We start from the raw sequence: 22133 nt of genomic DNA on the forward strand, positions 1-22133 counted from the left end.
ATTTTAGCAATTCGTCTAGTCCTCGTTTCAATTAATGTTTTTGAAACAGTACAAGTTAAACGGTGTTTTGACAAAAATCTTATATCTGGACACATAATTTTAATGTTAATCGTCCAAAACGTCGGTATTTTGGTTAAATGGTAATAAAGTAGGCCTACAACTTTTCCCATTCCGTTAAAAAGTATTCTTTCTATACTAATTGGCACCAAACACCGTTACAATGATGTGGCATGTTCAGAAATAAAGCATGTCCAGAAATATTTGATGTGCACAAAATATAATGGTAAAAACATCGTTCTAATGCCATCAAAGGTTTAAAAAATCAAAACAAGACTAAATTACCTGAAGTGAAAAGCACAGGTTTTAAAGTACTTAAGCCCAAATTATGAAAAAACACTTAATCAAAGTTGTACTTTCTTGCGCCGTAGTAATGGGAGGTTTTTCCAGTTGTAAAAACTCTTCTTCATCCAAGAATGTTTCCAGAGCCACTGGATGGAAAATCAATGCCAAAGAAGGCGGATTTCAATACAATTCTGACTTCAAGGAGCAAGAAACACCACCAGGAACCGTATTTGTAGAGGGTGGAACTTTTACCAAAGGTAAAGTCCAGGATGACGTGATGCACGATTGGAACAATACGCCAACGCAACAGCACGTGCAGTCGTTTTATATGGACGAAACCGAGGTAACCAACGTGATGTACTTAGAATATTTGGATTATTTGAAAGAGGTTTATCCTCCGGACAACCCAACATATGCCAACATCTATCAAGGTGCTCTCCCTGATACCTTGGTCTGGAGAAACCGATTGGGCTTTAACGAAACCATGACCAATAACTACCTTAGACACCCAGCCTATGCGGAATATCCTGTGGTAGGTGTGAACTGGGTTCAAGCGACCCAATATGCCGAATGGAGAACCGATAGGGTGAACGAGGTTATGTTGGAAAGGGAAGGATACCTTGCCGAGGACGCAAAATACAAAGTATTGAACGGCGAAATCAGCGGTACGTTCAGCACAGAGGCTTACCTGAACAATCCAGAATCTGTTTATGGCGGTCAAATAGATTCCTTGCAAGGAAAACAAAAAAGAGATTCCATCAACACCTTTGCCAAAAGAAGCAGCGGTGTGATTATGCCAGAATATAGACTCCCCACCGAAACAGAGTGGGAATATGCCGCTCAAGCACTTGTGGGAACAAGGGAATACAACAACTACAGAGGTAGAAAAAAATATCCTTGGGAAGGCGACTACACCCGTAATGGACAACGCGTAGGCCGTGGAGACCAATTGGCCAACTTTAAACAAGGAAAAGGTGACTACGGCGGTATCGCAGGCTGGTCCGATGACGGCGCCGACATTACTGCCCAAGTAAAATCATACAAACCCAATGATTTTGGCCTATATGACATGGCCGGAAACGTAAACGAGTGGGTGGCCGACGTATACCGTCCTATTGTAGATGACGAAATCAGTGACTTCAACTACTACCGTGGTAACGTCTTCATGAAAAAAGCAATCGGAGAAGATGGAAAAGTAGAGATATTAGAGGACAAAATCGTTTACGACACCTTGCCTAACGGAAAAATCGTTGCCATCAACCTTCCAGGAGAAATCAAAGAAGTACCCGTAACTGAAGAAGAAACTTATTTGAGAACCAACTTTGACAAGAGTGACAACCGTGGATTCAGAGACGGTGACCCAGGTTCTTCCCGATTCTTTAGCCGTTTTGCCGATGAGGACGACAACCAAAAAATGTACGATTCACCCAAACACAAGGTAGAGCGCAACGAAGATGGTGAATTGGTGCGTCAATATGATGAATCCAACTACAGAACTTCATTGATCAACAACGAGGTACGCGTATACAAAGGTGGATCTTGGAGAGACAGGGCCTACTGGCTAGATCCTGCACAACGCAGATACTTGCCACAATATATGGCAACCGACGATATTGGCTTTAGGTGCGCCATGTCCAGAGTAGGATCAAAATCAAAATCAAACAAGACAGTTCGCCATAAAAAAGCGAGATAGATAAAAAACTTTTAAAGCAAATTAAAGCCCCGACCTTTACAGTCGGGGCTTTTTTTTCTATCTTCGATTTATGACAATGGAAGAGTTGCACGCTCTGTTTTTGGAGCATCCCACAATTTGTACGGACACTCGGAAAATCACCGAAAACTGTCTGTTCTTTGCCTTAACGGGTCCTAATTTTAATGGTAATGCCTTCGCTAAGGAAGCCTTGCAAAAAGGTGCCGCCTACGCCATCATCGACGAAGAAGCGTTCCAAGGGGACCGGTGCATCCTTTGTGATGATGTTCTAAGCACATTGCAACAACTGGCCCAATTTCACAGAAAGCAATCCAATGCCAAGATTGTATCATTGACCGGCAGTAATGGAAAAACCACGACCAAAGAGCTTATCAACGCCGTGCTCTCCAAAAAATATCAAACCATTGCCACTAAGGGCAACCTCAACAACCATATTGGTGTTCCATTGACCTTGTTGTCCATTCAAAACGACACCGAAATCGCCATTGTGGAAATGGGGGCCAATCACCAAGGGGAAATCGAGTTGTTAAGCGATATCGCCCAACCTGATTTTGGTTATATCACCAACTTTGGCAAGGCCCACCTTGAAGGTTTTGGAGGAGTGGAGGGTGTGATTCTGGGAAAAAGTGAACTTTACGCCCATTTGACTTCCAACGATAAATTCGTTTTTCTAAATGCCGATGACCCCATTCAAAAGGAAAAATTGGAGCATTACACCAAAAAAATAGGTTTCAGTACCAGCGATCCTACGTATTACAACATCCAATACCTAGGCGCAAACCCCTATGTATCGCTACAGGTGGAGGGCATGCCCATACAAACCCAGCTTATTGGTAAGTATAATTTTACCAATTGCTGCGCTGCCGTTCTAATCGGGAAATATTTCAATGTCCCCTTGGAGGACATCAAACAGGCCTTGGAAGAATACACACCACAGAACAATCGATCACAAATCCTATCAAAAAACGGTTACGATATTGTCCTGGATGCCTATAATGCCAACCCTACGAGCATGAAAGCTGCCTTGGAGAATTTTGTATTGATGGCGGCTGACAGAAAAGCCCTTATTTTAGGAGATATGTTCGAGTTGGGCAACACGGCTGCCGCAGAACATCAGACGATTGCAGATATGGTGGAGAAATTCCAGTTTGACCAAGCGTATTTGGTGGGCGAAAACTTTAATGCCACCGATACGTCCCTAGCAACATTCCCATCTTTTGATGATCTAAAAAAGCATCTTCAAAGAAATCCGTTGGAAAAGGGAGCTGTTTTGATAAAAGGTTCTAGAGGAATGGCCTTGGAGCGGGTGTTGGATATTTTATAGGGAAAGAAAAAGTGGGATATACTGGATTCGAACCAGTGACCTCTGCCCTGTCAAGGCAGCGCTCTAAACCAACTGAGCTAATATCCCATTAAAATCGGGCTGCAATATCGGAAATTAATCCCAATCTCCATACTCCGCAGAGTTCTTTGATGTCTCATGCAGGGTAATATGCAACAATTGTCCTTTTTTAAGCTTCGGCTTAAGAATATCGTAAATCACTTTTACGAAATACTCCGTTGTTGGGAGCAAGTTTTCAAACTCTGGACAATCCTCGTTCAAATTTTTGTGATCAAAACGTTCCTCCACCTCATCCTTGATCAAGGCGCCCAAATCGGCCAAGTCCATTACAAACCCAGTATCGGGGTCCACCTCGCCCTTAATACGCACCTCTAGGTCAAAATTATGGCCATGGTAGGTTGGGCTGTTGCACTTTCCGAACACTTCAATGTTCTTTTCCTTGCTCCACTTGGGGTTATGGAGCCTATGGGCTGCGTTAAAATGGGCCTTTCTGCAAATTGTCGCAATCATGCTGCAAAGTTAAACCCTTTTTCTGCATTCCAAATTGAGGAACCAAAAAATTCTTCACCAAAGGGCAATCCGTTTGATTTTACATTGAAATTGAACGGTGTTATTCCTAACTTTATGCAAATGCCTGAAATTTCTAAGCCGAAAAACACATCTAACAACAAATAAAATTACACACTATGAAAATCACCTATTTGGGACACGCCTCCTTTTTAATCGAGATGAACGGAAAGTCCATTTTGTTCGACCCTTTTATCTCTGGGAACGAAATGGCCAAGGAAATTGACATAGATAATCTAAAGGTCGATTACATTTTTGTGACCCACGGGCACCAAGACCATGTTCTTGACGTGGAGACAGTCGCAAAGAACAATCCAAAGGCGAAGTTGGTATCCAACTTTGAGGTGGTCAGTTGGTTTGCCGAAAAAGGCATTGAAGGACATGGAATGAACCATGGTGGAAAGTATATGTTCGATTTTGGAACGGCCAAGTACGTAAACGCCATCCATTCCAGTATGTTGCCAGACGGAAGCAACGGTGGGAATCCAGGAGGATTTGTACTTTTTGACGACTCCCATTGTTTGTATCATGCGGGCGACACTGCCTTGACCAAGGATATGGAGCTGATACCCATGACCTGCCCCAAGCTGGATATCGCCATTTTACCCATCGGGGACAATTTTACCATGGGGTATGAAGATGCTGCGATTGCAAGTGATTTTATACAATGTGATCAAATCATAGGATGTCACTACGATACCTTCCCTCCTATCAAAATCGATAAAACCAAAGCTGTGGAATATTTCGACAAGAAGAGCAAGAAACTTATGTTACCCGATGTTGGGGAATCCATTTCCATCTAAAGACTCATGAGGCTGTCTAAAAAGTGGTAATATTTGAGCTTTTTTAGGTTATGCGCCCGCCTGCGGCAGGCAGGCTGTCGAAATCCATTTGTTACCAATGCACCTTAAGTTCTCGACTGCCCTCGTACTAACAAGCAAACTGCTTTTAGACAGCCTCATTTCCTATACTTACGTTGCCATTTCTAAACCAATGGTCGATCACAAAAGCCCCATAGCTCCCATGATGGGTAAGGCTTACAGAAAGTAGTTTTTCCCCATTCGTCAACATGGGAACTCCCATTTTGTTCTTTGTTAGCTGATAGGAATCACCAACACAACTGAGTAGTCTTTGCTTCAACTCACTACTCCTTTGCTTTTGCCCCGTACTTCCAAATTTGATGATGGTGGAACCTAAGTTTTGTCGGTTCAACCTTGCTTCCGACAGGATGTAATTGGGTGTCTCCGTAGTTTCAATGTAACATTGGAAATTGTTGAATTTAACCGCTCCTGAATGATTGGTGGCCTCGCATTCGAACCCCAAAGGATGGTAAAAGCGGCAAGGATATATTTGAGTGTATAACTTGTATGCAGCCTCTTTCATGCTCCATAATCGCCAAACCATGCGAAAGGGATCGTTGCCATCTTTGATATATTGCTGTTCAGTAAGGGTGAAAATTTTGTTCAGGAATCTGTCCCGTTGCCAGTTGGATGTGCGCAGTGCTTCATTCAAATCAACAAGGTCATTGCCGACCATTACTTGCTAATTTTAGTGGTAACTATGCTCATGGCCGACTTTACATCCAGCATTTGTTCCATGTCCTCGTTCTCCAAACGGATATCAAATTCGTCCTCGATATCCAAGATGATGTCCACCAAATTTGCTGAGTTGATTTTAAGGTCGTTCACAAAATCCGTGTCTTCGGACAAATTCTTGAAAGCTTCGGCGTCTTGAACATAGGGCTCAATGATGGGTTTTAATTTGGCAATCAATTCTTCTTTCTTCATATTTTTTTGAAAGGTAAGTTACGGTTTAAATCGCTTAAATAAAACACAGGCATTCACATCCCCAAAACCAAAACTGGCCTTGGCGACCACATCAACTTGGTGATTCATGGATTTGGTCGGCACCTTCGCTGCAGCAATCATGGCCTTGATGTCGTCGTGGAGGTCTTCACAATTGATGTTCGGCGCTATAAACTGTTCCTTAATTTGAACAATACTGGCCACACATTCAATAGCGCCTGCCGCGGCCAAGCAATGCCCAATCAATGATTTGGTCGAATTGATAAAGGGAAAATCCTCACCGCTTCTCCCCAATCCCTTGGTCCAGTTTTCAATTTCCAAGGCATCCTTGGACGTGGCGGTTAAATGGCCGTTGATGGCATCCACCTCATCTGGGCTTAGCTTTGCATTCGCAAGGGCATGTCTTATACATCGTTGCACAGCCTCCGGATTGGGCGCCGTTAACGTGCCCCCTTGGCGTTGCCCTCCAGAGTTGACTTCTCCACCCAGAACCTCAGCATAAATCGTTGCACCACGTTCCATTGCAGATTCCAAAGATTCCAAAACCAGGGCTCCCGCTCCACTCCCTGGCACAAAACCGGATGCCGTGGCACTCATGGGCCTAGAGCCTTTTTCTGGTTCGTCGTTGTGTTTGTAGGTCATCACCCGCATGGCATCAAAACCACCCCAAACGTAGGGTCCATGGTCGCTGCAACTACCTACTAGCATTCTTTTTGCCTTTCCGCCGGCAATACGGTCGTATCCCATCAAAACAGCTTCCGTACCTGTTGTGCAGGCCGATGAATTTGTAGTGACCTGATTGCCCAGCCCAAGCATACCGCCCAAATAAGCGCTAACACCACTGCCCATGGTCTGCAGGACCACAGTGCTGCCCAACCGCCTTACGTTACCGTCATCCAATTGATAAATGGCTTCCCTAAATTTATCCACACCTGATGTGCCTGTCCCAAAAACAAGCCCAGAGTCGTAATCCAGCTCGCTCTCTGGATGCATATCAAATCCGGCATCTTTCCATGCATCAATACCTGCAATGCAACCGTACAAAATACCGGAACTATTAAAGCCCCGCAACTGTAATTCTGTAAAATAGCGGGATCTTAATTCTTCGGTGATGTTTGGGATACCTCCTATTTGACACGAAAAGTTGAGTTCTTTTAATTGTGGATGGAACGAGATACCGGAAGTTCCATTTTTCAGTGCTTCCGTGAACTGTGGAATACCCACACCGTTTGGTGCAACTACTCCCATTCCTGTGATAACTACCCTATTCTTCATTTTTGAAAATTGATTCGGATTCGACAAGCTCAGCGTGACAACAGCACTTTTTTGACAGTTTACCTAAAACATTAAACCTATTTCACTTTCAACATTCCCGAAATCACCCCTCTTGCAATAAGTTCCTCCTTTTCGTTCAGCATTTTTACCTTACATTTCAATTTATTGAATCGAAATACCTCCTTTTCGGAATGTACAATGACTTTTTGGCCTGGTAAGACGGGCAAATAAAAATCCATTTGATGGGAGGTCAAGGCAATCTGTGGTTTTTGACTGTTGCTCAACTCATCCTTAACCAAATACATGCCCAAACAAACCAAACCGATCTGCGCCATACATTCCGTCAGAATTACACCCGGGGTAATAGGGTTGTCCTTAAAATGACCTTCATAAAAGAATTCATCCTCTTTAAAGGTATAGTGCCCTGTAATTTGATTTTCCGAAACGGCAACGATATCATCCACAAACAAAAATGGGGATTGATAGGGCAATAATGCTATGATTTCCTCCGCCTCCATTTTACACCAAGTGTTCGCCACCATCCACTGGAATCACTGTTCCCGTAATCCAAGCGGCTTCGTCCTTTGTTAGCAAATAAACAACGTTGGCCACATCCTCAGGAGTAGTCAAACGTTTATTGGGATTTCGTTTTAAGGTATACTGTATAATTTTTTCACTTCCGGGAATCATGCGTAAAGAGGTGGTGTCCGTTACCCCTGCTTGGATACAGTTGGTCCTGATTCCGTAGGGCGCAAACTCAAAGGCTATGTTTCTGGTAATGGCCTCAAGGGTCACCTTGGCCGCAGAAACAGCTGCGTAGCTGCGCCATGCCTTGGAATTGCCTTCACTGGTAAAACTGACTATTCGAGCGTCGGATGCGAAAAGCTTTGCTTCAAATATTTCTTTGGTCCAATCGTACAAACTAATACCCATTGCTTGAATGGTCAAAGCAAAATCATCGTGCTTAAGTTCCGATTCCCCATCCGATACCATAGGTTTTAGGTTGCCCTTGGCAACACTGTGCACCATGGTGCGTATCTTGTGATTATTCCCCAGAATTGATTTCAATTCTTGGATCAGTGCCTCCCTCTTCTGTGGATTGAAAGCATCTGTGTTAAATGCTTTACACTGAACACCCTCTAGCTCCATCACTTTAAACTCTTCGAGAATAGCTTCTTCCTGCATTCGGGGACTGCGATATACCACACAAATGTTCATGCCATGTTTCGCCAACTTTTTTGCCGTTGCCAAACCCAGTCCGCTGCTGCCACCGAGTATTAAGGCCCAATAATTTTTATCTGTAAATTCTTTCATATTACCACTCCAATAATATTCGCTGAGCAGAAAACCCAGGTCCAAAACTGAGCATAATGCCCGTATCTCCTTTTGGTAATTTTCGGTCCATAAATCGTTCCAACACATAAAGTACCGTAGCACTGCTCATATTCCCGTACAGTCTCAAAACCTCTTTGGTATCATCTATATTTTTCCCCAAGGCACCGAAAAGATCCTCAACTGTTTGGACAATTTTCTTCCCCCCTGGATGAAAGACCAAATGATCCACGTTGGCAATGGTTAGGCCATTACGCTCCAAAAAAGGGTGGATAATATCCGGGAAGTGATCTGCAATGGTCTGCGGAACGGACTGGTCCAATACCATTTGTAGCCCGCTATTCCTCAATCTAAACCCCATCATATGCTCTGCATCATAGAAATGGTACATGGCTTCATCCTTGATTTCCGGACCAACCTCATCTTCGTAAGATGATAAAATGACACTGGCACAACCATCACCAAATATGGCTGCACTTACGATATTGACCATCGAATAATCATCGAGCTGAAACGTTGCCGTGGGCGATTCCACAGCGATAACAGCCGCTCGCTTGTTGGGGTTGGCCTTTAAAAAATTCTTAGCGTACAAAATCCCCGATACTCCTGCCGCACACCCCATCTCGGTTACTGGCAACCGCACAATGTCCTGTTTCAGCTTTAACCGGTTGATCAAATAGGCATCCAAGGAAGGAATCATAATGCCGGTACAACTCACCGTGATAATGTAGTCCAAATCCGTTGGTTCAAGATTCGCCTTTTGTAAAGCTTTCAAAAGGCTCTTTTCTGCCAATTTTATGGATTCTCGCGTATAAATGTCGTTTTTTTCCTCAAATGAGGTCTTTAAAAACACTTCTTCAGGTGCCATGATGGAATAGCGCTTATCCACCGCGGCGTTCTCAAAAATCTTGAGGACTTTTCGCTTAAAGCGTTCCTCTTGCCCTTCGAGCCAAAGCTCTACGTAAGGTAAAATGTCTTTGGTTTCCCTGCTATATTTTGGTAGTTGCTTTGCAACCGAGGTTATTTTTACTGCCATTTAAGGTTTAATTAGCCATTGGTAGCGGAAAGCCCATTTCCAACTAATTTTAGAATTAAGGTTAAGTTGACTTGATATTTGTTCGATTTCCTTTCGCTTGAAAGCTCTTAAAATGGATGTCAATCCGTCCTGCACAATCATGTGGTTGGAAATGACTAGTCCCAATAACTTGAACAATCCATAAGCCATGCTGCTGCGATGTAAATCGTTGATGACCACGCCCAGCTTGGCTTTTGTGGTCACGGTATTTAATAGGGCTTGGATTTCATCTTCATTCAAATGATGCAAAAACAAAGTGGAAAGCACAATATCGTACTCCATAGCACGGAACTCTTCTGAAAAAACATCCACACTCCTAAATGATAGCTCTTCGTAGGCCACGGATAATTCATCGGCGTACTCGATAGCATCTTGGTTCGCATCAATACCAATAAGTTCGAAGGAGTAGTTGTGCTTTCGTCCAAAATCTGCAATCAATCTTAAAATATCCCCATGGCCACAACCCAAATCCACGATGGTTAATACCCTGTCTTTAGGTTGATTTTTCAAGAGTTGGCGAAGGCCATTCAAGGTTACATGGTTTCCGCCCAGCCACTTGTTTATTTTTCCAAGCTTGTCCAAAGTATCGCGAAGCAATTCGCCCTTCATGGAAAAATCGTCCATTAGTTCTGTGGCATCACTTCTGTATGTGGTGTTTAAAAATAAGCTCATTAAACTTGTACGGGTTTACCGTGGGTCATCCGTATGATCGACGGTATTAAAAAAGGCATTCCCCTTAAAACTAGCAGTAATTTTGGTGCCAACCAATCTTGTCGGAATAAATAGGCAATGCTATGCCCTACTTTCAACCTAAAACTGAATGTTCTTTTCCAAGCCGTAGCATACTTTCGCTCCAATTCTGCTCGCGTTTGTTTTTTGTTTTGAAGATAGTCAATAATAAGGTTCGATGCCAAATGTGCGCTTCGAATCGCCATGGCCATGCCATTTCCACATAATGGATGAATCATTCCGGCCGAATCCCCACACATGATCATATGATTTTCGATAGGCTTTTTGGTAGCAAAGGAAATTTGGCTGATGGTCAATGGCTGTTCAAATTCGGGATTTGAGTGCTGAAACACCTCCTTGAGCGCCCTGTTTTTAAATAAGACCTTATCTTGGAAGTCATCAATATCCTTGTACGTTTTGAATGCTGCGTAGCTAGTGATATAGCATAGATTGATATGTTCCTTCTCCACCTTGGAAACACCACAATATCCCCCTTTAAAATTATGAAGTGCCACCTTATTTTTGGGAAAATCCCCTGATACATGAATTTTCACCCCTAAGTATGGTGATTTTTTGCTGATGAATTCACGCTGGAACTTCAGGTCCAGATTAGATCGTTTTCCAAAGGCACCTATTGTGATTTTTGAAGTAAAACTTTGGCCCTTTTTGGTTTGAACCTGAAACATATCATCCGTAAAAAGGACATCGACCACAGTATCCTCAACTACCGAAACACCATGCTGTACTGCCAGTCGATACAGCCTAAAGTCCATTTCGTATCTACTAATGCCAAATCCACCCAAAGGTAATTTAGCCTTGATGGCTTTGTTATTGTGGGTGGTGAGCTCAAAATCAGAAATGCGTTGGGCCCCAAATTCGAAAGGGTCAAAACCTAGATAGTTGAGGTAAGGCAATACTTCGTTTGATACGTATTCCCCACAGACCTTATGCTTTGGATAACTATTTTTTTCAATGATAAGAACTCGAAATTGATGTTTTGCCAGGTGAATGGCACTGGTTAAACCCGCCAAACCGCCTCCTACAATAATCACATCAAACTGTTGACTTGTCATTTAAAATCCTTGTTATTGCGCCTTTTCGTAGAGAATGGCTTTACCTACAACAAACTAAAACATTCATTGTACCGTGTTCTGTAAATTTAAGGAATAAACCAGTGCTTTACAGTTTGAAGACACCTTAGTTCACAAAAGAAGTTTGAAGAAAGAATATTGTCCTTGGTAGGGCTAAAAACAAAAAAACCTTCGAAAAATCGAAGGTTTTTACTTGGTGGGCGCTGAGGGATTCGAACCCCCGACCCCCTCGGTGTAAACGAGGTGCTCTGAACCAACTGAGCTAAGCGCCCATTCAATTTGCTAAATGGGAGTGCAAATATAACACAGTTTTTGATTTAAAAAATAAAAAGATGAAAAAAAATCATACGACTTCGGCCACAACAAAAGTGCTGCCCCCAACATAAACCATATCCGCAACCGCTGCGTGTTTTAGTGCCTCCTTTAGACCCATGCTCACCGATTTGCAAACCTCTCCTTTAAGTCCTTGTTCTTCTGCAAGTTCCTTAAGTTGTTCTGCATCCATACCGCGAGGGATGGCTGGCTTTACAAAGTAATAATGGGCATCTTTTGGAAAAAGAGTCAGTACCGACCTTACATCCTTGTCCTTCACAAAACCCAACACCATGTGGAGTTTATTAAAAGATTGTTTTTCCACCTGTTTCAAGACCAATTGCAGTCCTTCTTTATTGTGAGCCGTATCACAGACCACCAGAGGTTCTTTTTGCAATACTTGCCATCTACCCATGAGTCCAGTATTCTTCACTACGTTTTGTAATCCTTCCGAAATGGCCCGCTCCGGAACCTCAAAATTTTTGAGTTGATGAATACAGGCAACAACACCATTAATATTCCTTTGTTGATAATCGCCCAATAAATCTGTTCGGTACCCAGTGGCTGGATCGTTATCGGCAAAAACTATATCCGATTTGAGCTGATGCGCAATCAGGTTAAAAATCATTTTGGTCTCAGGTTGGGTTTCGCTAATCACTACGGGAATGTTGGACTTGATCACCCCTGCCTTTTCCAAGGCTATTTTTTCCAAGGTATCACCCAAAAACTGGGTGTGGTCCATCCCTATATTGGTAATGAGCGCCACTTCGGGAGTAATGATGTTGGTAGAGTCCAAACGTCCGCCCAAACCGACCTCAATTACAGCAATATCCACTTTTTCCTCTGCAAAATAGCTAAAGGCCATCCCAACGGTCATTTCGAAAAAGGACAGCTTGTTGTATTCAAAAAAGGATTGGTACTTCGCTATAAATTCCTTTACAAAGTTTTTGCTGACCACCTCCCCATCGATTTTGATGCGTTCCCGAAAATCCTTTAAATGGGGTGAGGTGTAGAGTCCGACCTTGTAGCCGGCCTCTTGGAGAATGGACGCCAACATATGGCTACTGGAGCCCTTTCCATTGGTACCCGCCACATGTATACTTTTGAATTTATGCTGCGGATTATCGAGTACATTACAAAAATGGATAATGTTGTCCAGCTTGGCGTTCAAGGCTGCGGCACCTTTTTGCTGGTACATCGGGAGCTGCCCGAACATCCAGTCCAACGTCTCTTTATAGGTCACTACTGTCCCAATTTAAAGTTGACGACCACAAACCCGATTTGCTGTGCAGGTGCATTGGCATCGGAATTCCAACGGTGAAGCATAGCTGTTTTACGGGCGGGCTCCAAGAGACATGGCGCATTATTCGTGGTGCCCTTAACACCGGGCTGTGCTTGTATCACCTTTCCATTTCTATCCACCACTATCCTTACCACAACTCGACCTTCCTCATTGCATTCTTGTTGCACCTTTCCTTGGTTGGCCAATGACCTACCGTTAAGTCCATAACCTCCAGTTCCACTTCCACTACCTGGCGCACCATAGTACGAGGTGGCATATGGATCTCCATCCGGTTGACCTTTGTCCCCAGCCTTATCATCGTCGCCTTCGCTGCCAGTCGTGGTTCCTTCAGATTTGCCAATTCCACCAATCAAAGCATCCACGCTTTTCTTCTTGGCCTCTTGCTCCTGTCGCTTGCGTTCCTCAGCTTCCCGTTTTTCACGGGCAATACGCTCGGCTTCAACTTTAGCCTTTTTGGCTTCTTCCTCGGCTTTACGCTTGGCTTCTTGTTGTTGTTTTAGTTTGATGGTCTCTTCATCGTTGCTGGTGAGTACCTCCTCCACTGGGGCTTCTTCCACAACTGTTTGCTCAGGTTGAACAGGTTCTGCTTGTTCCTGAGGCTCCTCAGGCTGTCTCTCCACTTCCCTGGGTTCGGAACGTACCCTTTCCGTGGGCTGTACTTCGCCACTACCAAATTCCATGGTCCCAAAGTTGACCGCAATACCATTTTCTATAGGCGGGTCGAGATAGGTCAATCCGATATAAAAAAGCAATAGCAGCAATGCGCTCAACAACAGTGTGGTGAGCGTAAAGGATTTTTTCTTGTGTCTCGTATCTAAAAAGGACATTATTTTGGCCGCACTGCCAAGATAACCTTATAACTGTTCCTATTGGCAATATCCATAACGTTGACCGCTTCTTTGATGGCGACGTTCTCTTCTGCCCTAAGGATGATGGTAGGCTTTTCTTGACCTTCAAGTGCCTTTTTTAATTCAATTTCAATGTATTCTTTGTTAATCTGCTCGTTGTTCACAAAATACTGCAGGTCCTTATTTATGGTGACCGAAACATTCTGTGTATTGGTCGATTTACCCTTAGCCTTTGGCAATAGCAAATCCAACGCATTTGGAGCATTGGAGGTCAGCATGAAAAACACCAACAACAGAAACACAATGTCCGTCATGGATGACATGCTGAATTCAGGGCTTATCTTATTTCTTCCCTTTAGTTTCATAGCAAAGGGTTTATATAGGTTCGTTCAACAAATCCAGGAACTCAACTGCATTGGCCTCCATTTGGTGCACCACCTTATCGGTTCGGTTCACCAAGTGGTTGTAACCGATGTAAGCGATGATACCGACAATAAGACCTGCTACTGTAGTAGTCATGGCCGTGTAAATACCGGATGCCAAGGAACCCATTTCAGCTTGTCCGCCGCTACTCGCCATTTCATGAAAAGCCAAAATCATACCGATTACGGTTCCCAAGAAACCGATCATGGGTGCGGCACCCGCCACGGTGGCAAGTACACTTACGTTCTTTTCGAGTTTGTACACTTCAAGCGTTCCGGCGTTTTCAATAGAGGTATTGATGTCGTCCAGAGGCTTTCCGATTCGCGCCACCCCTTTCTCGATGAGTCGCGCTACGGGAGAGTCCGTTTGGGCACATAGCAAGGTGGCAGCTTCCAATTTACCATTGCTGATATGGTCGCGAATCTGGTTCATGAAATTCTTATCTATCTTGGATGCTGCCTTAATGGCAAAAATGCGTTCAAAATAGATGTACATAGCAACAAAAAGAAGAACAAAAAGCACCATGATTATGATAACGCTTCCTGTTCCTCCATTTACGATAAGGTCGATTACGGACAAGGTTTTTTCCTCGGAAATTGAAGCAGCCGCTTCAGCACCCTCCGTTACTTCTTGAAAAATATTCATATAAAATCCCCAATTTATTATGCAAGTATAACGGAGATTTTTGAACTAAAGTATCTTTTAGAACAAATATCGCATACCCATGTAGCAAATTGCTCCAGCGATAAAACCTACAAAGGCCAGCCACGATATTTTTTTGAGGTACCAGAAGAAATCAATTTTCTCCATACCCATGGCAACAACGCCCGCGGCAGAGCCGATAATCAACATACTACCCCCTGTTCCAGCAGAGTATGCGATAAAGTGCCATAGTTGGTCATCCAATGGTTCGGAGAACATACCCAAACTCGCTGCCACCAAAGGCACGTTATCAATAATGGCCGATCCAACACCTAACAGGATTACCACTAAATCGGACACCCGAGTTCCGGCCATTTCTGTTCCCATCAAAGGCATACCTTGCTTCAATCCTTCGGCAAAGTTGAACAGGAGACCCAAAGATTCAAGGGCAGCAACTGCCATCAAAATACCTAAGAAGAACAAAATACTGGGCAATTCAATCTTGGTCAACGCACTATGCACCGGACTGTGGGATGCATGGGCATCGCTTTCTTGATCCAAACTGGAAATAGTGATCTTCTTATTACTGTAGATTTCAGCAAAAGTTGCCACTACGGCAAGTGATAACATCATTCCTACATAGGGTGGCAAATGTGTCACGGTTTTAAAGATGGGTACAAAAACTATGGAGCCAAGACCCAAATAAAGCATCCTAGGCCCATATTTTGATTTAGAGCCATCTTCTTCTTCCATATCTATTTCTCCCTTGAAGGCGGGTAAAAAAGAGGCGATGAACGAAGGAATGAGCATACACACGAATGACGGTATCAACAAATGTTCGATGAGCATGGCCGTAGAAACTTTATCCCCGATCCATAGCATAGTGGTGGTAACGTCCCCGATAGGCGACCATGCACCACCCGCATTGGCTGCAATAATAATCAGACCGGCGTACCAGATTCGCACTTCCCTGTCCTTCACTATCTTTTGAAGGATGGAAATAAGCACGATGGTAGCGGTAAGGTTGTCTATAATCGCCGAGAGAATAAACGCTAGGAAAGAGAAAATCCAAAGGATTTTTTTCTTGCTCCTTGTTTTTACAAACGATTTTATAGTAGCAAATCCATCAAAGTAATCAATGATTTCAACAATGGTCATGGCACCCAACAGGAACACCAAAATTTCGGAAGTCTTGCCCAAATGGTGCAAAAGGGTTTCCTCCATCAATTCCATTTTCTCTTCGTGCCCAAAAGCTCCAAAGTTTTCCAACAGGGAATGGTTACCAGAATCGAACCACGTACTGAAGCCGTCGATCCCAAAAGCCATTAACGCCCACAAGATGGCCATCATGGCCAAAGCAGGAATCAATTTGTCGATTTTTAAATTATGTTCTAGGGTAATTGCCAAATATCCAATTACAAAAATGACAACTAAAATGGTTTCCATGTTAAGTTTGGTTTAATTAAGGAATTATGTTTTGAGCAGTTATCTGTGTGGCTAAAGATATTCAAAATGAATTTTTCCGCATAATCTAATTGGTATAAAAATATCTAAAACCGAAGATCCTGAACTCAAAACGTTTTCTTAAAATTCAAAAATTCGCATTTATCGACATCAATCCATAGAAATTTGATACCGGAAGATTATATTTGTAGGTAGTTTTTAAATATTATTCAGTTTTATGGATTTTACACTTTCCGAAGAACAGTTAATGATACAACAGGCGGCCAAAGATTTTGCCCAAAACGAACTTTTGCCAGGGGTCATCGAACGCGACGAAACCCAGACATTTCCTTGGGAACTTGTTCAAAAAATGGGAGAACTTGGCTTTATGGGGATGATGGTAAATGAGAAATATGGAGGAAGCGGCCTTGGAACCCTTTCCTATGTCTTGGCCATGGAAGAACTATCCAAGATTGATGCTTCTGCCTCTGTAATGGTGTCGGTAAACAATTCTTTGGTGTGTTGGGGACTCGAAACGTACGGAACTGAAGAACAAAAAGAAAAATACCTGACCCGTTTGGCCACTGGAGAAATCATTGGAGCATTCTGCCTATCAGAGCCTGAAGCGGGAAGTGATGCCACCTCTCAAAAGACCACTGCGATTGATAAGGGAGACCATTACCTATTAAATGGCACCAAAAACTGGATCACCAATGGGAACATAGCCGAGGTCTACTTGGTTATCGCCCAAACGGACAGGGAAAAAGGACATCGGGGCATCAACGCCCTAATCGTTGAAAAAGGCATGGAGGGTTTCGATATTGGACCTAAGGAGAATAAATTAGGGATTCGTGGTAGCGATACCCATTCCCTCATGTTCAATGATGTTAAAGTACCCAAGGAAAATCGCATAGGCGAAGATGGTTTTGGCTTTAAGTTTGCCATGAAAACCTTGGCTGGCGGACGGATAGGTATTGCCGCACAAGCACTTGGGATTGCAGCGGGAGCCTACGAATTGGCCCTAAAATATTCCAAAGAGCGTAAAGCCTTTGGCACCGAGATTGCCAACCACCAAGCCATAGCGTTCAAACTGGCCGACATGCATACCAAAATCCAAGCAGCCCGCCATTTGGTCTATCAATCCGCTTGGGACAAGGATAATGGCAATGATTACACACTTTCTGGAGCAATGGCCAAACTCTATGCCTCCGAAGTGGCCATGGAAACCGCTATCGAGGCCGTTCAAATACACGGTGGTAACGGATATGTAAAAGATTACCATGTGGAGCGGTTCATGAGAGATGCTAAAATCACCCAGATTTACGAAGGAACTTCCGAAATCCAGAAAATCGTTATTTCCAGAAGCATTTTAACCGATTAAAACATAGACCCCCTCCAGAAAGAGGGGGTTTCTTTTTAATTTTCTTCTTTTTCAGCAAATCCAACCCCATTATTAGGTGGACACCTTTGTCTCATTACTTAAAAAAAGAAAGCGCCCCACTGCATCGGTAAGGGGAGGCATCGGTTTCAGCGACCCATTTGAGAGTATGACAATTTACCTTTACGATATTTCCTAAATTGAATTTTTTTTAACCTTTTTGTGATAACGTTGTTTATTTGTCTGATAATCAACAAAAACCTTGTGTTTTCCTCATCTTTTTTGATATTTTTGAGCAAATACGTTAATGATGGGATTGAAGAGACAAGGTCTATACTTACCAGAATTTGAGCATGACAATTGCGGGGCAGGCTTCATTTGTAGTCTGAAGGGCATCAAATCGAACGATATTATCCATAAAGCCCTCGAAATTCTTGATAAATTGGAACACCGGGGCGCAGTAAGTGCCGATGGAAAAACAGGAGATGGTGCTGGTATTCTCATTGATATACCCCATGCATTTTTCAAGGATACCTGCTCATTTGATTTGCCCGAAGCTGGAGAATATGCTGTAGGTAACGTATTTCTTCCCCAAAAAGAAAACCAGCGCGATTTCTGTACCAAGGTTTTTGAAGAGAACATAGCCAAACAAGGGCTTCAACTATTGGGCTGGCGGAACGTACCTGTAAATCGTTCCGTTCCGGGAAGGATCGCTGCAGAAACCGAACCATACGTCATGCAAGTGTTCGTTGGAAAAACTGAAGATTTGGATGAGTTTCAATTTAACCTCAAGCTTTTCATTGCCCGTAAAATAACTGAACATACCGTAATTGAGAGTAAACTATCGGAGAGTGAGTTTTTCTACCTTCCCAGTTTATCCACTAAAATCATCATTTTTAAAGGCCTGTTGGTTCCCAAGGACATCAGCAGATACTACGAAGACCTTTTGGACCCAAGGGTAGTGACCCGATTGGCTTTGGTGCATCAGCGATTTTCCACCAATACCTTTCCCAATTGGGATTTGGCGCAACCTTTTAGATATATGTGCCATAACGGGGAAATCAACACCTTAAGGGGTAATGTTTCGCGCATGCGCTCCCGCGAGGAACTCATGGAAAGTGAATGGTTCGGTGAGGACATCAAAAAAATCCTTCCCGTGGTGTTGCCTGCAAAATCCGATTCGGCCAGTATGGACATGGTCGTAGAATTGTTACTGATGACAGGGCGTTCACTTCCTGAGGTCATGATGATGTTGGTACCAGAGGCATGGGAAAAAAACCCGGATATGTCTGAAGCCAAGCGAGCGTTTTACGAATACAATTCCTGCCTTATGGAACCTTGGGACGGACCCGCTTCCATTCCCTTTACGGATGGCAACTACATCGGTGCCGTACTTGATAGAAACGGTTTGCGGCCTTCACGATATTCCGTAACCAAAAAGGGGTATGTTATCATGTCCTCCGAAACGGGCGTGGTGGAACTCGAACCAGAAGACATTGAATTCCACGGTAGATTAGAGCCTGGAAAAATGTTTTTGGTGAATATGGAGGAAGGCCGAATTGTAAACGATGAGGAAATCAAGGAGCGAATAGCCAAAAAACATCCCTATAAAAAATGGCTTAAGGATAATTTGGTACATCTTAAGGAAATTCCATACAATGATTGTCCTGTTTTCTTTGGCGAATTTCCGCTAAAGACCCGGAGGTCCGCTTTTGGCTATACCCAGGAAGACATCAACACCATCATTATGCCGATGGCCGAAAATGGAAAAGAGCCCATCGGTTCCATGGGGTCGGATACACCCATAGCGGTATTGTCCGAACGCCCACAGTTGATATACAATTACTTTAAGCAACTTTTTGCCCAGGTAACCAATCCACCTTTGGATGGTATTCGTGAGGAATTGATTACCGATATTAGTTTGACCTTGGGCAGTGACCATAATATTTTCGACTTTTCGGAACTGCACTGTCGGAAGTTGAAAATCCAAAATCCCGTTATTTCGAAAGAGGATTTGGATAAAATCAAAAATTATGATGCGAGTCCCGACTACAAAGTAGTCTCTATCCCTATGCTCTATGAAGTCCAGAAAGGACACAATGGATTGGAAGAGGCTTTGGACGGTATATTGCAACAAGCATCCAATGCCATCGATGAAGAGGCCAACATCATTATCCTATCGGATAGAATGGTAAGCGCAGAGATGGCACCCATTCCAGCACTTTTGGCCTGTTCCTACGTAAATAGTGGCCTTAGAAAATTGGGCAAACGATCCAAACTGAGCATTATTATTGAATCCGCAGAACCGAGGGAAGTGCATCACTTCGCACTCCTTTTTGGTTTTGGCGCAAGTGCCATCAATCCCTACTTGGTGAACGAAATCATAGGGGAACAAATCGAAGAAAACAATATCACGGATTATACTTTTGAAGAAGCCGTCAAAAATTACAATAAAGCGGTTGGAAAAGGTATTTTAAAGGTGATGAACAAAATTGGTATCTCCACGCTCAACTCATACCGGGGGTCTCAATTGTTCGAATGTATCGGTATCAACACCACCGTGGTCAATAAATATTTCCCCAATACCCCCACCCGAATTCAGGGAATCGGACTGTACGAAATAGAAAAAGAAGTTACCAAACGCCATAAAAAGGCGTTCCTATCACAGGATATAGCTGCCAATCTCGATCTAGAGGTGGGCGGAGAGTACCGTTGGAGAAGGAACGGCGAGAAACACATGTTCAATCCATTAAGTGTCGCCATGCTTCAAAAATCGGTACGCAACAACGAGCCGGAAACCTATAAAGAGTATTCCAAATTGGTCAATGAGCAATCCAAAAACCTAATGACCATCCGCGGACTGTTCGATTTTTCGAATTACGACCCTATTCCCATTGAAGAAGTGGAACCTTGGACGGAAATCGTTAAAAGGTTCAAAACTGGGGCAATGTCCTACGGAAGTATCAGTCAAGAGGCACATGAAAATCTTGCGGTTGCCATGAACCGAATTGGAGGAAAGAGCAATTCGGGTGAAGGTGGAGAGGATTCGGCTCGTTTCTATAAAAGTCAAACCGGCGACTGGAAGAACAGTGCAATCAAACAAGTGGCGTCGGGTCGATTTGGGGTCACCTCCAACTATTTGACCAGCGCCCAGGAAATCCAGATCAAAATGGCCCAAGGAGCCAAACCTGGCGAGGGAGGACAACTGCCAGGACCAAAAGTCAATCCGGCCATTGCCAAAACACGGAATTCGACGCCCTATGTTGGATTGATTTCCCCTCCCCCACACCACGACATCTATTCGATTGAGGATTTGTCCCAATTGATCTACGACCTAAAATCTGCCAACCGGGAAGCGCGTATAAACGTAAAATTGGTTTCAGAGGTTGGTGTAGGTACGGTAGCAGCCGGGGTTGCCAAGGCAAAGGCCGATGTCATACTCATTTCCGGATTCGATGGAGGTACCGGGGCATCGCCATTGACTTCCTTAAAGCACGCTGGCTTGCCATGGGAACTAGGAATTGCCGAAGCACAGCAAACATTGGTACTGAACGATCTGCGAAACAGAGTGGTTTTGGAATGTGACGGACAATTAAAAACGGGAAGGGATGTAGCCATCGCCTGCTTGTTGGGAGCCGAAGAATTTGGATTTGCCACAGCGCCCCTTGTAGCCTCAGGTTGCATCATGATGCGCGTTTGCCACCTAAACACCTGTCCCGTAGGCATTGCAACGCAGAACCCTGAATTGCGTAAAAAGTTTGAAGGTAAACCAGAGCATGTGGTCAACTATATGTACTTCGTAGCGCAGGAACTGCGTGAAATCATGGCAAAACTAGGTTTCAGGACCTTGAATGAAATGGTGGGCCAAGTGCAGAAGCTAGACCGAAAAAAAGCCATTGAACACTACAAGGCGGCTGGAATTGACCTTACTCCCATTCTGTACCGTATCGACGTTCCAGAGGGAACAAAACTGTACAATACAGAAAAGCAGGTTCATGACATCAGCAAATCCATAGAGTTTGAGATCATAGGAAAGGCACACCCTGCCCTATTTCGTAAGGAGAAAACCACTTTGGACTTCCCAATCAAAAATACAGACAGGGCCGTTGGTGCCATCATAAGTAATGAAATCTCCAAAATTTATGGAGAAGAAGGATTACCAGAAAATACCCTTAAACTAAATTTTACGGGTTCGGCAGGTCAAAGTTTTGGAGCATTTGCCACCAAGGGACTTACTATGGTGGTCAATGGAAACACCAACGATTATCTCGGGAAGGGACTTTCGGGCGCCAAATTAGTGGTCAAGGTTCCGTTTAAATCCACAATTAAACCAGAAGAAAACGTGATTACAGGGAACGTAACCTTATACGGTGCCACCTCTGGTGAAGCATACATTAATGGTAAGGCCGGAGAACGATTCTGCGTAAGAAACTCGGGAGCCAAAGCTGTTGTGGAAGGAATCGGTGACCACGGCTGCGAATATATGACAGGTGGCGTTGCAGTGATACTAGGTTC

At 43.7% G+C, this 22133-nt stretch carries 19 protein-coding genes and 2 tRNA genes (1 of these 21 cut by a window edge); 5 read left to right on the forward strand and 16 right to left on the reverse strand.

Annotated features, from left to right (window positions below):
- The first annotated feature begins 385 nt into the window (after positions 1 to 385).
- Both gldJ and EO130_RS06085 read left to right on the forward strand, forming a co-directional pair.
- Complete coding sequence (gene gldJ, locus EO130_RS06080; protein ID WP_127140646.1) at positions 386 to 2035, forward strand: gliding motility lipoprotein GldJ; 1650 nt, start codon at positions 386 to 388, stop codon at positions 2033 to 2035.
- Between the two features lie 70 nt (positions 2036 to 2105).
- Entirely contained in the window at positions 2106 to 3377 is a 1272-nt protein-coding gene (locus EO130_RS06085; protein WP_127140647.1) for a UDP-N-acetylmuramoyl-tripeptide--D-alanyl-D-alanine ligase, read from the forward strand.
- A 12-nt stretch (positions 3378 to 3389) separates the two neighbouring features.
- Here EO130_RS06085 and EO130_RS06090 read toward each other — a convergent pair.
- A tRNA-Val gene (locus EO130_RS06090) sits at positions 3390 to 3464 on the reverse strand.
- A 27-nt stretch (positions 3465 to 3491) separates the two neighbouring features.
- Entirely contained in the window at positions 3492 to 3905 is a 414-nt protein-coding gene (locus EO130_RS06095; RefSeq protein WP_127140648.1) for a 6-pyruvoyl trahydropterin synthase family protein, read from the reverse strand.
- Between the two features lie 176 nt (positions 3906 to 4081).
- Between EO130_RS06095 and EO130_RS06100 the strand changes: the two genes are divergently transcribed.
- The gene (locus EO130_RS06100; protein ID WP_127140649.1) at positions 4082 to 4765 is read left to right on the forward strand and encodes a metal-dependent hydrolase; all 684 of its coding nucleotides are present in this window, start codon (positions 4082 to 4084) and stop codon (positions 4763 to 4765) included.
- 145 nt (positions 4766 to 4910) lie between these two features.
- On the opposite strand, the gene EO130_RS06105 is transcribed toward EO130_RS06100, so the two are convergent.
- The 14 genes from EO130_RS06105 to nhaD form a co-directional block, all read right to left on the reverse strand.
- A complete protein-coding gene (locus EO130_RS06105) occupies positions 4911 to 5498 on the reverse strand; it encodes a 4'-phosphopantetheinyl transferase family protein (RefSeq protein ID WP_127140650.1) in 588 nt (195 codons plus the stop codon).
- Entirely contained in the window at positions 5498 to 5749 is a 252-nt protein-coding gene (locus EO130_RS06110; RefSeq protein WP_127140651.1) for an acyl carrier protein, read from the reverse strand. The genes EO130_RS06105 and EO130_RS06110 overlap by 1 nt, the downstream gene beginning before the upstream one ends.
- Positions 5750 to 5767: 18 nt before the next feature.
- Positions 5768 to 7042, reverse strand: coding sequence for a beta-ketoacyl-[acyl-carrier-protein] synthase family protein (locus tag EO130_RS06115; protein WP_127140652.1), 1275 nt, complete (start codon positions 7040 to 7042; stop codon positions 5768 to 5770).
- Positions 7043 to 7119: 77 nt separating this feature from the next.
- Positions 7120 to 7560 (reverse strand): 3-hydroxyacyl-ACP dehydratase FabZ family protein, encoded by a 441-nt coding sequence (locus tag EO130_RS06120; protein ID WP_127140653.1) that lies wholly within the window; start codon positions 7558 to 7560, stop codon positions 7120 to 7122.
- Position 7561: 1 nt separating this feature from the next.
- The gene (locus EO130_RS06125; RefSeq protein WP_127140654.1) at positions 7562 to 8356 is read right to left on the reverse strand and encodes an enoyl-ACP reductase FabI; all 795 of its coding nucleotides are present in this window, start codon (positions 8354 to 8356) and stop codon (positions 7562 to 7564) included.
- Position 8357: 1 nt separating this feature from the next.
- Complete coding sequence (locus EO130_RS06130) at positions 8358 to 9410, reverse strand: type III polyketide synthase (protein ID WP_127140655.1); 1053 nt, start codon at positions 9408 to 9410, stop codon at positions 8358 to 8360.
- Positions 9411 to 10121, reverse strand: a complete 711-nt coding sequence (locus tag EO130_RS06135; RefSeq protein ID WP_127140656.1) for a methyltransferase domain-containing protein — start codon at positions 10119 to 10121, stop codon at positions 9411 to 9413. It lies immediately after the preceding gene.
- Positions 10121 to 11251, reverse strand: a complete 1131-nt coding sequence (locus tag EO130_RS06140; protein WP_127140657.1) for an NAD(P)/FAD-dependent oxidoreductase — start codon at positions 11249 to 11251, stop codon at positions 10121 to 10123. Before EO130_RS06140 ends, EO130_RS06135 begins: the two co-directional genes overlap by 1 nt.
- Before the next feature lie 212 nt (positions 11252 to 11463).
- A tRNA-Val gene (locus EO130_RS06145) sits at positions 11464 to 11541 on the reverse strand.
- Between the two features lie 71 nt (positions 11542 to 11612).
- Positions 11613 to 12824, reverse strand: a complete 1212-nt coding sequence (locus EO130_RS06150; protein ID WP_127140658.1) for a bifunctional folylpolyglutamate synthase/dihydrofolate synthase — start codon at positions 12822 to 12824, stop codon at positions 11613 to 11615.
- Positions 12824 to 13711, reverse strand: coding sequence for an energy transducer TonB (locus EO130_RS06155; protein ID WP_127140659.1), 888 nt, complete (start codon positions 13709 to 13711; stop codon positions 12824 to 12826). The genes EO130_RS06150 and EO130_RS06155 overlap by 1 nt, the downstream gene beginning before the upstream one ends.
- On the reverse strand, positions 13711 to 14097 hold the full coding sequence (locus EO130_RS06160; RefSeq protein ID WP_127140660.1) for an ExbD/TolR family protein: 387 nt from the start codon (positions 14095 to 14097) through the stop codon (positions 13711 to 13713). Before EO130_RS06160 ends, EO130_RS06155 begins: the two co-directional genes overlap by 1 nt.
- Before the next feature lie 10 nt (positions 14098 to 14107).
- Complete coding sequence (locus tag EO130_RS06165) at positions 14108 to 14800, reverse strand: MotA/TolQ/ExbB proton channel family protein (protein WP_127140661.1); 693 nt, start codon at positions 14798 to 14800, stop codon at positions 14108 to 14110.
- Positions 14801 to 14857: 57 nt separating this feature from the next.
- Entirely contained in the window at positions 14858 to 16243 is a 1386-nt protein-coding gene (gene nhaD / locus EO130_RS06170; RefSeq protein WP_127140662.1) for a sodium:proton antiporter NhaD, read from the reverse strand.
- Between the two features lie 235 nt (positions 16244 to 16478).
- On the opposite strand from nhaD, the gene EO130_RS06175 reads away from it, so the two are divergent.
- Positions 16479 to 17621, forward strand: coding sequence for an acyl-CoA dehydrogenase (locus EO130_RS06175; protein WP_127140663.1), 1143 nt, complete (start codon positions 16479 to 16481; stop codon positions 17619 to 17621).
- A gap of 307 nt (positions 17622 to 17928) precedes the next feature.
- A protein-coding gene (gene gltB, locus EO130_RS06180) for a glutamate synthase large subunit (protein ID WP_127140664.1) crosses the window boundary here: on the forward strand, positions 17929 to 22133 show its 5' portion. Its footprint extends 301 nt past the window's final position; the window shows 4205 of its 4506 coding nt (coding positions 1-4205); the start codon lies at positions 17929 to 17931; the stop codon falls past the right edge of the window.

The organism is Flagellimonas marinaquae (genome assembly GCF_003992675.1).
Classification (GTDB): domain Bacteria; phylum Bacteroidota; class Bacteroidia; order Flavobacteriales; family Flavobacteriaceae; genus Flagellimonas; species Flagellimonas marinaquae.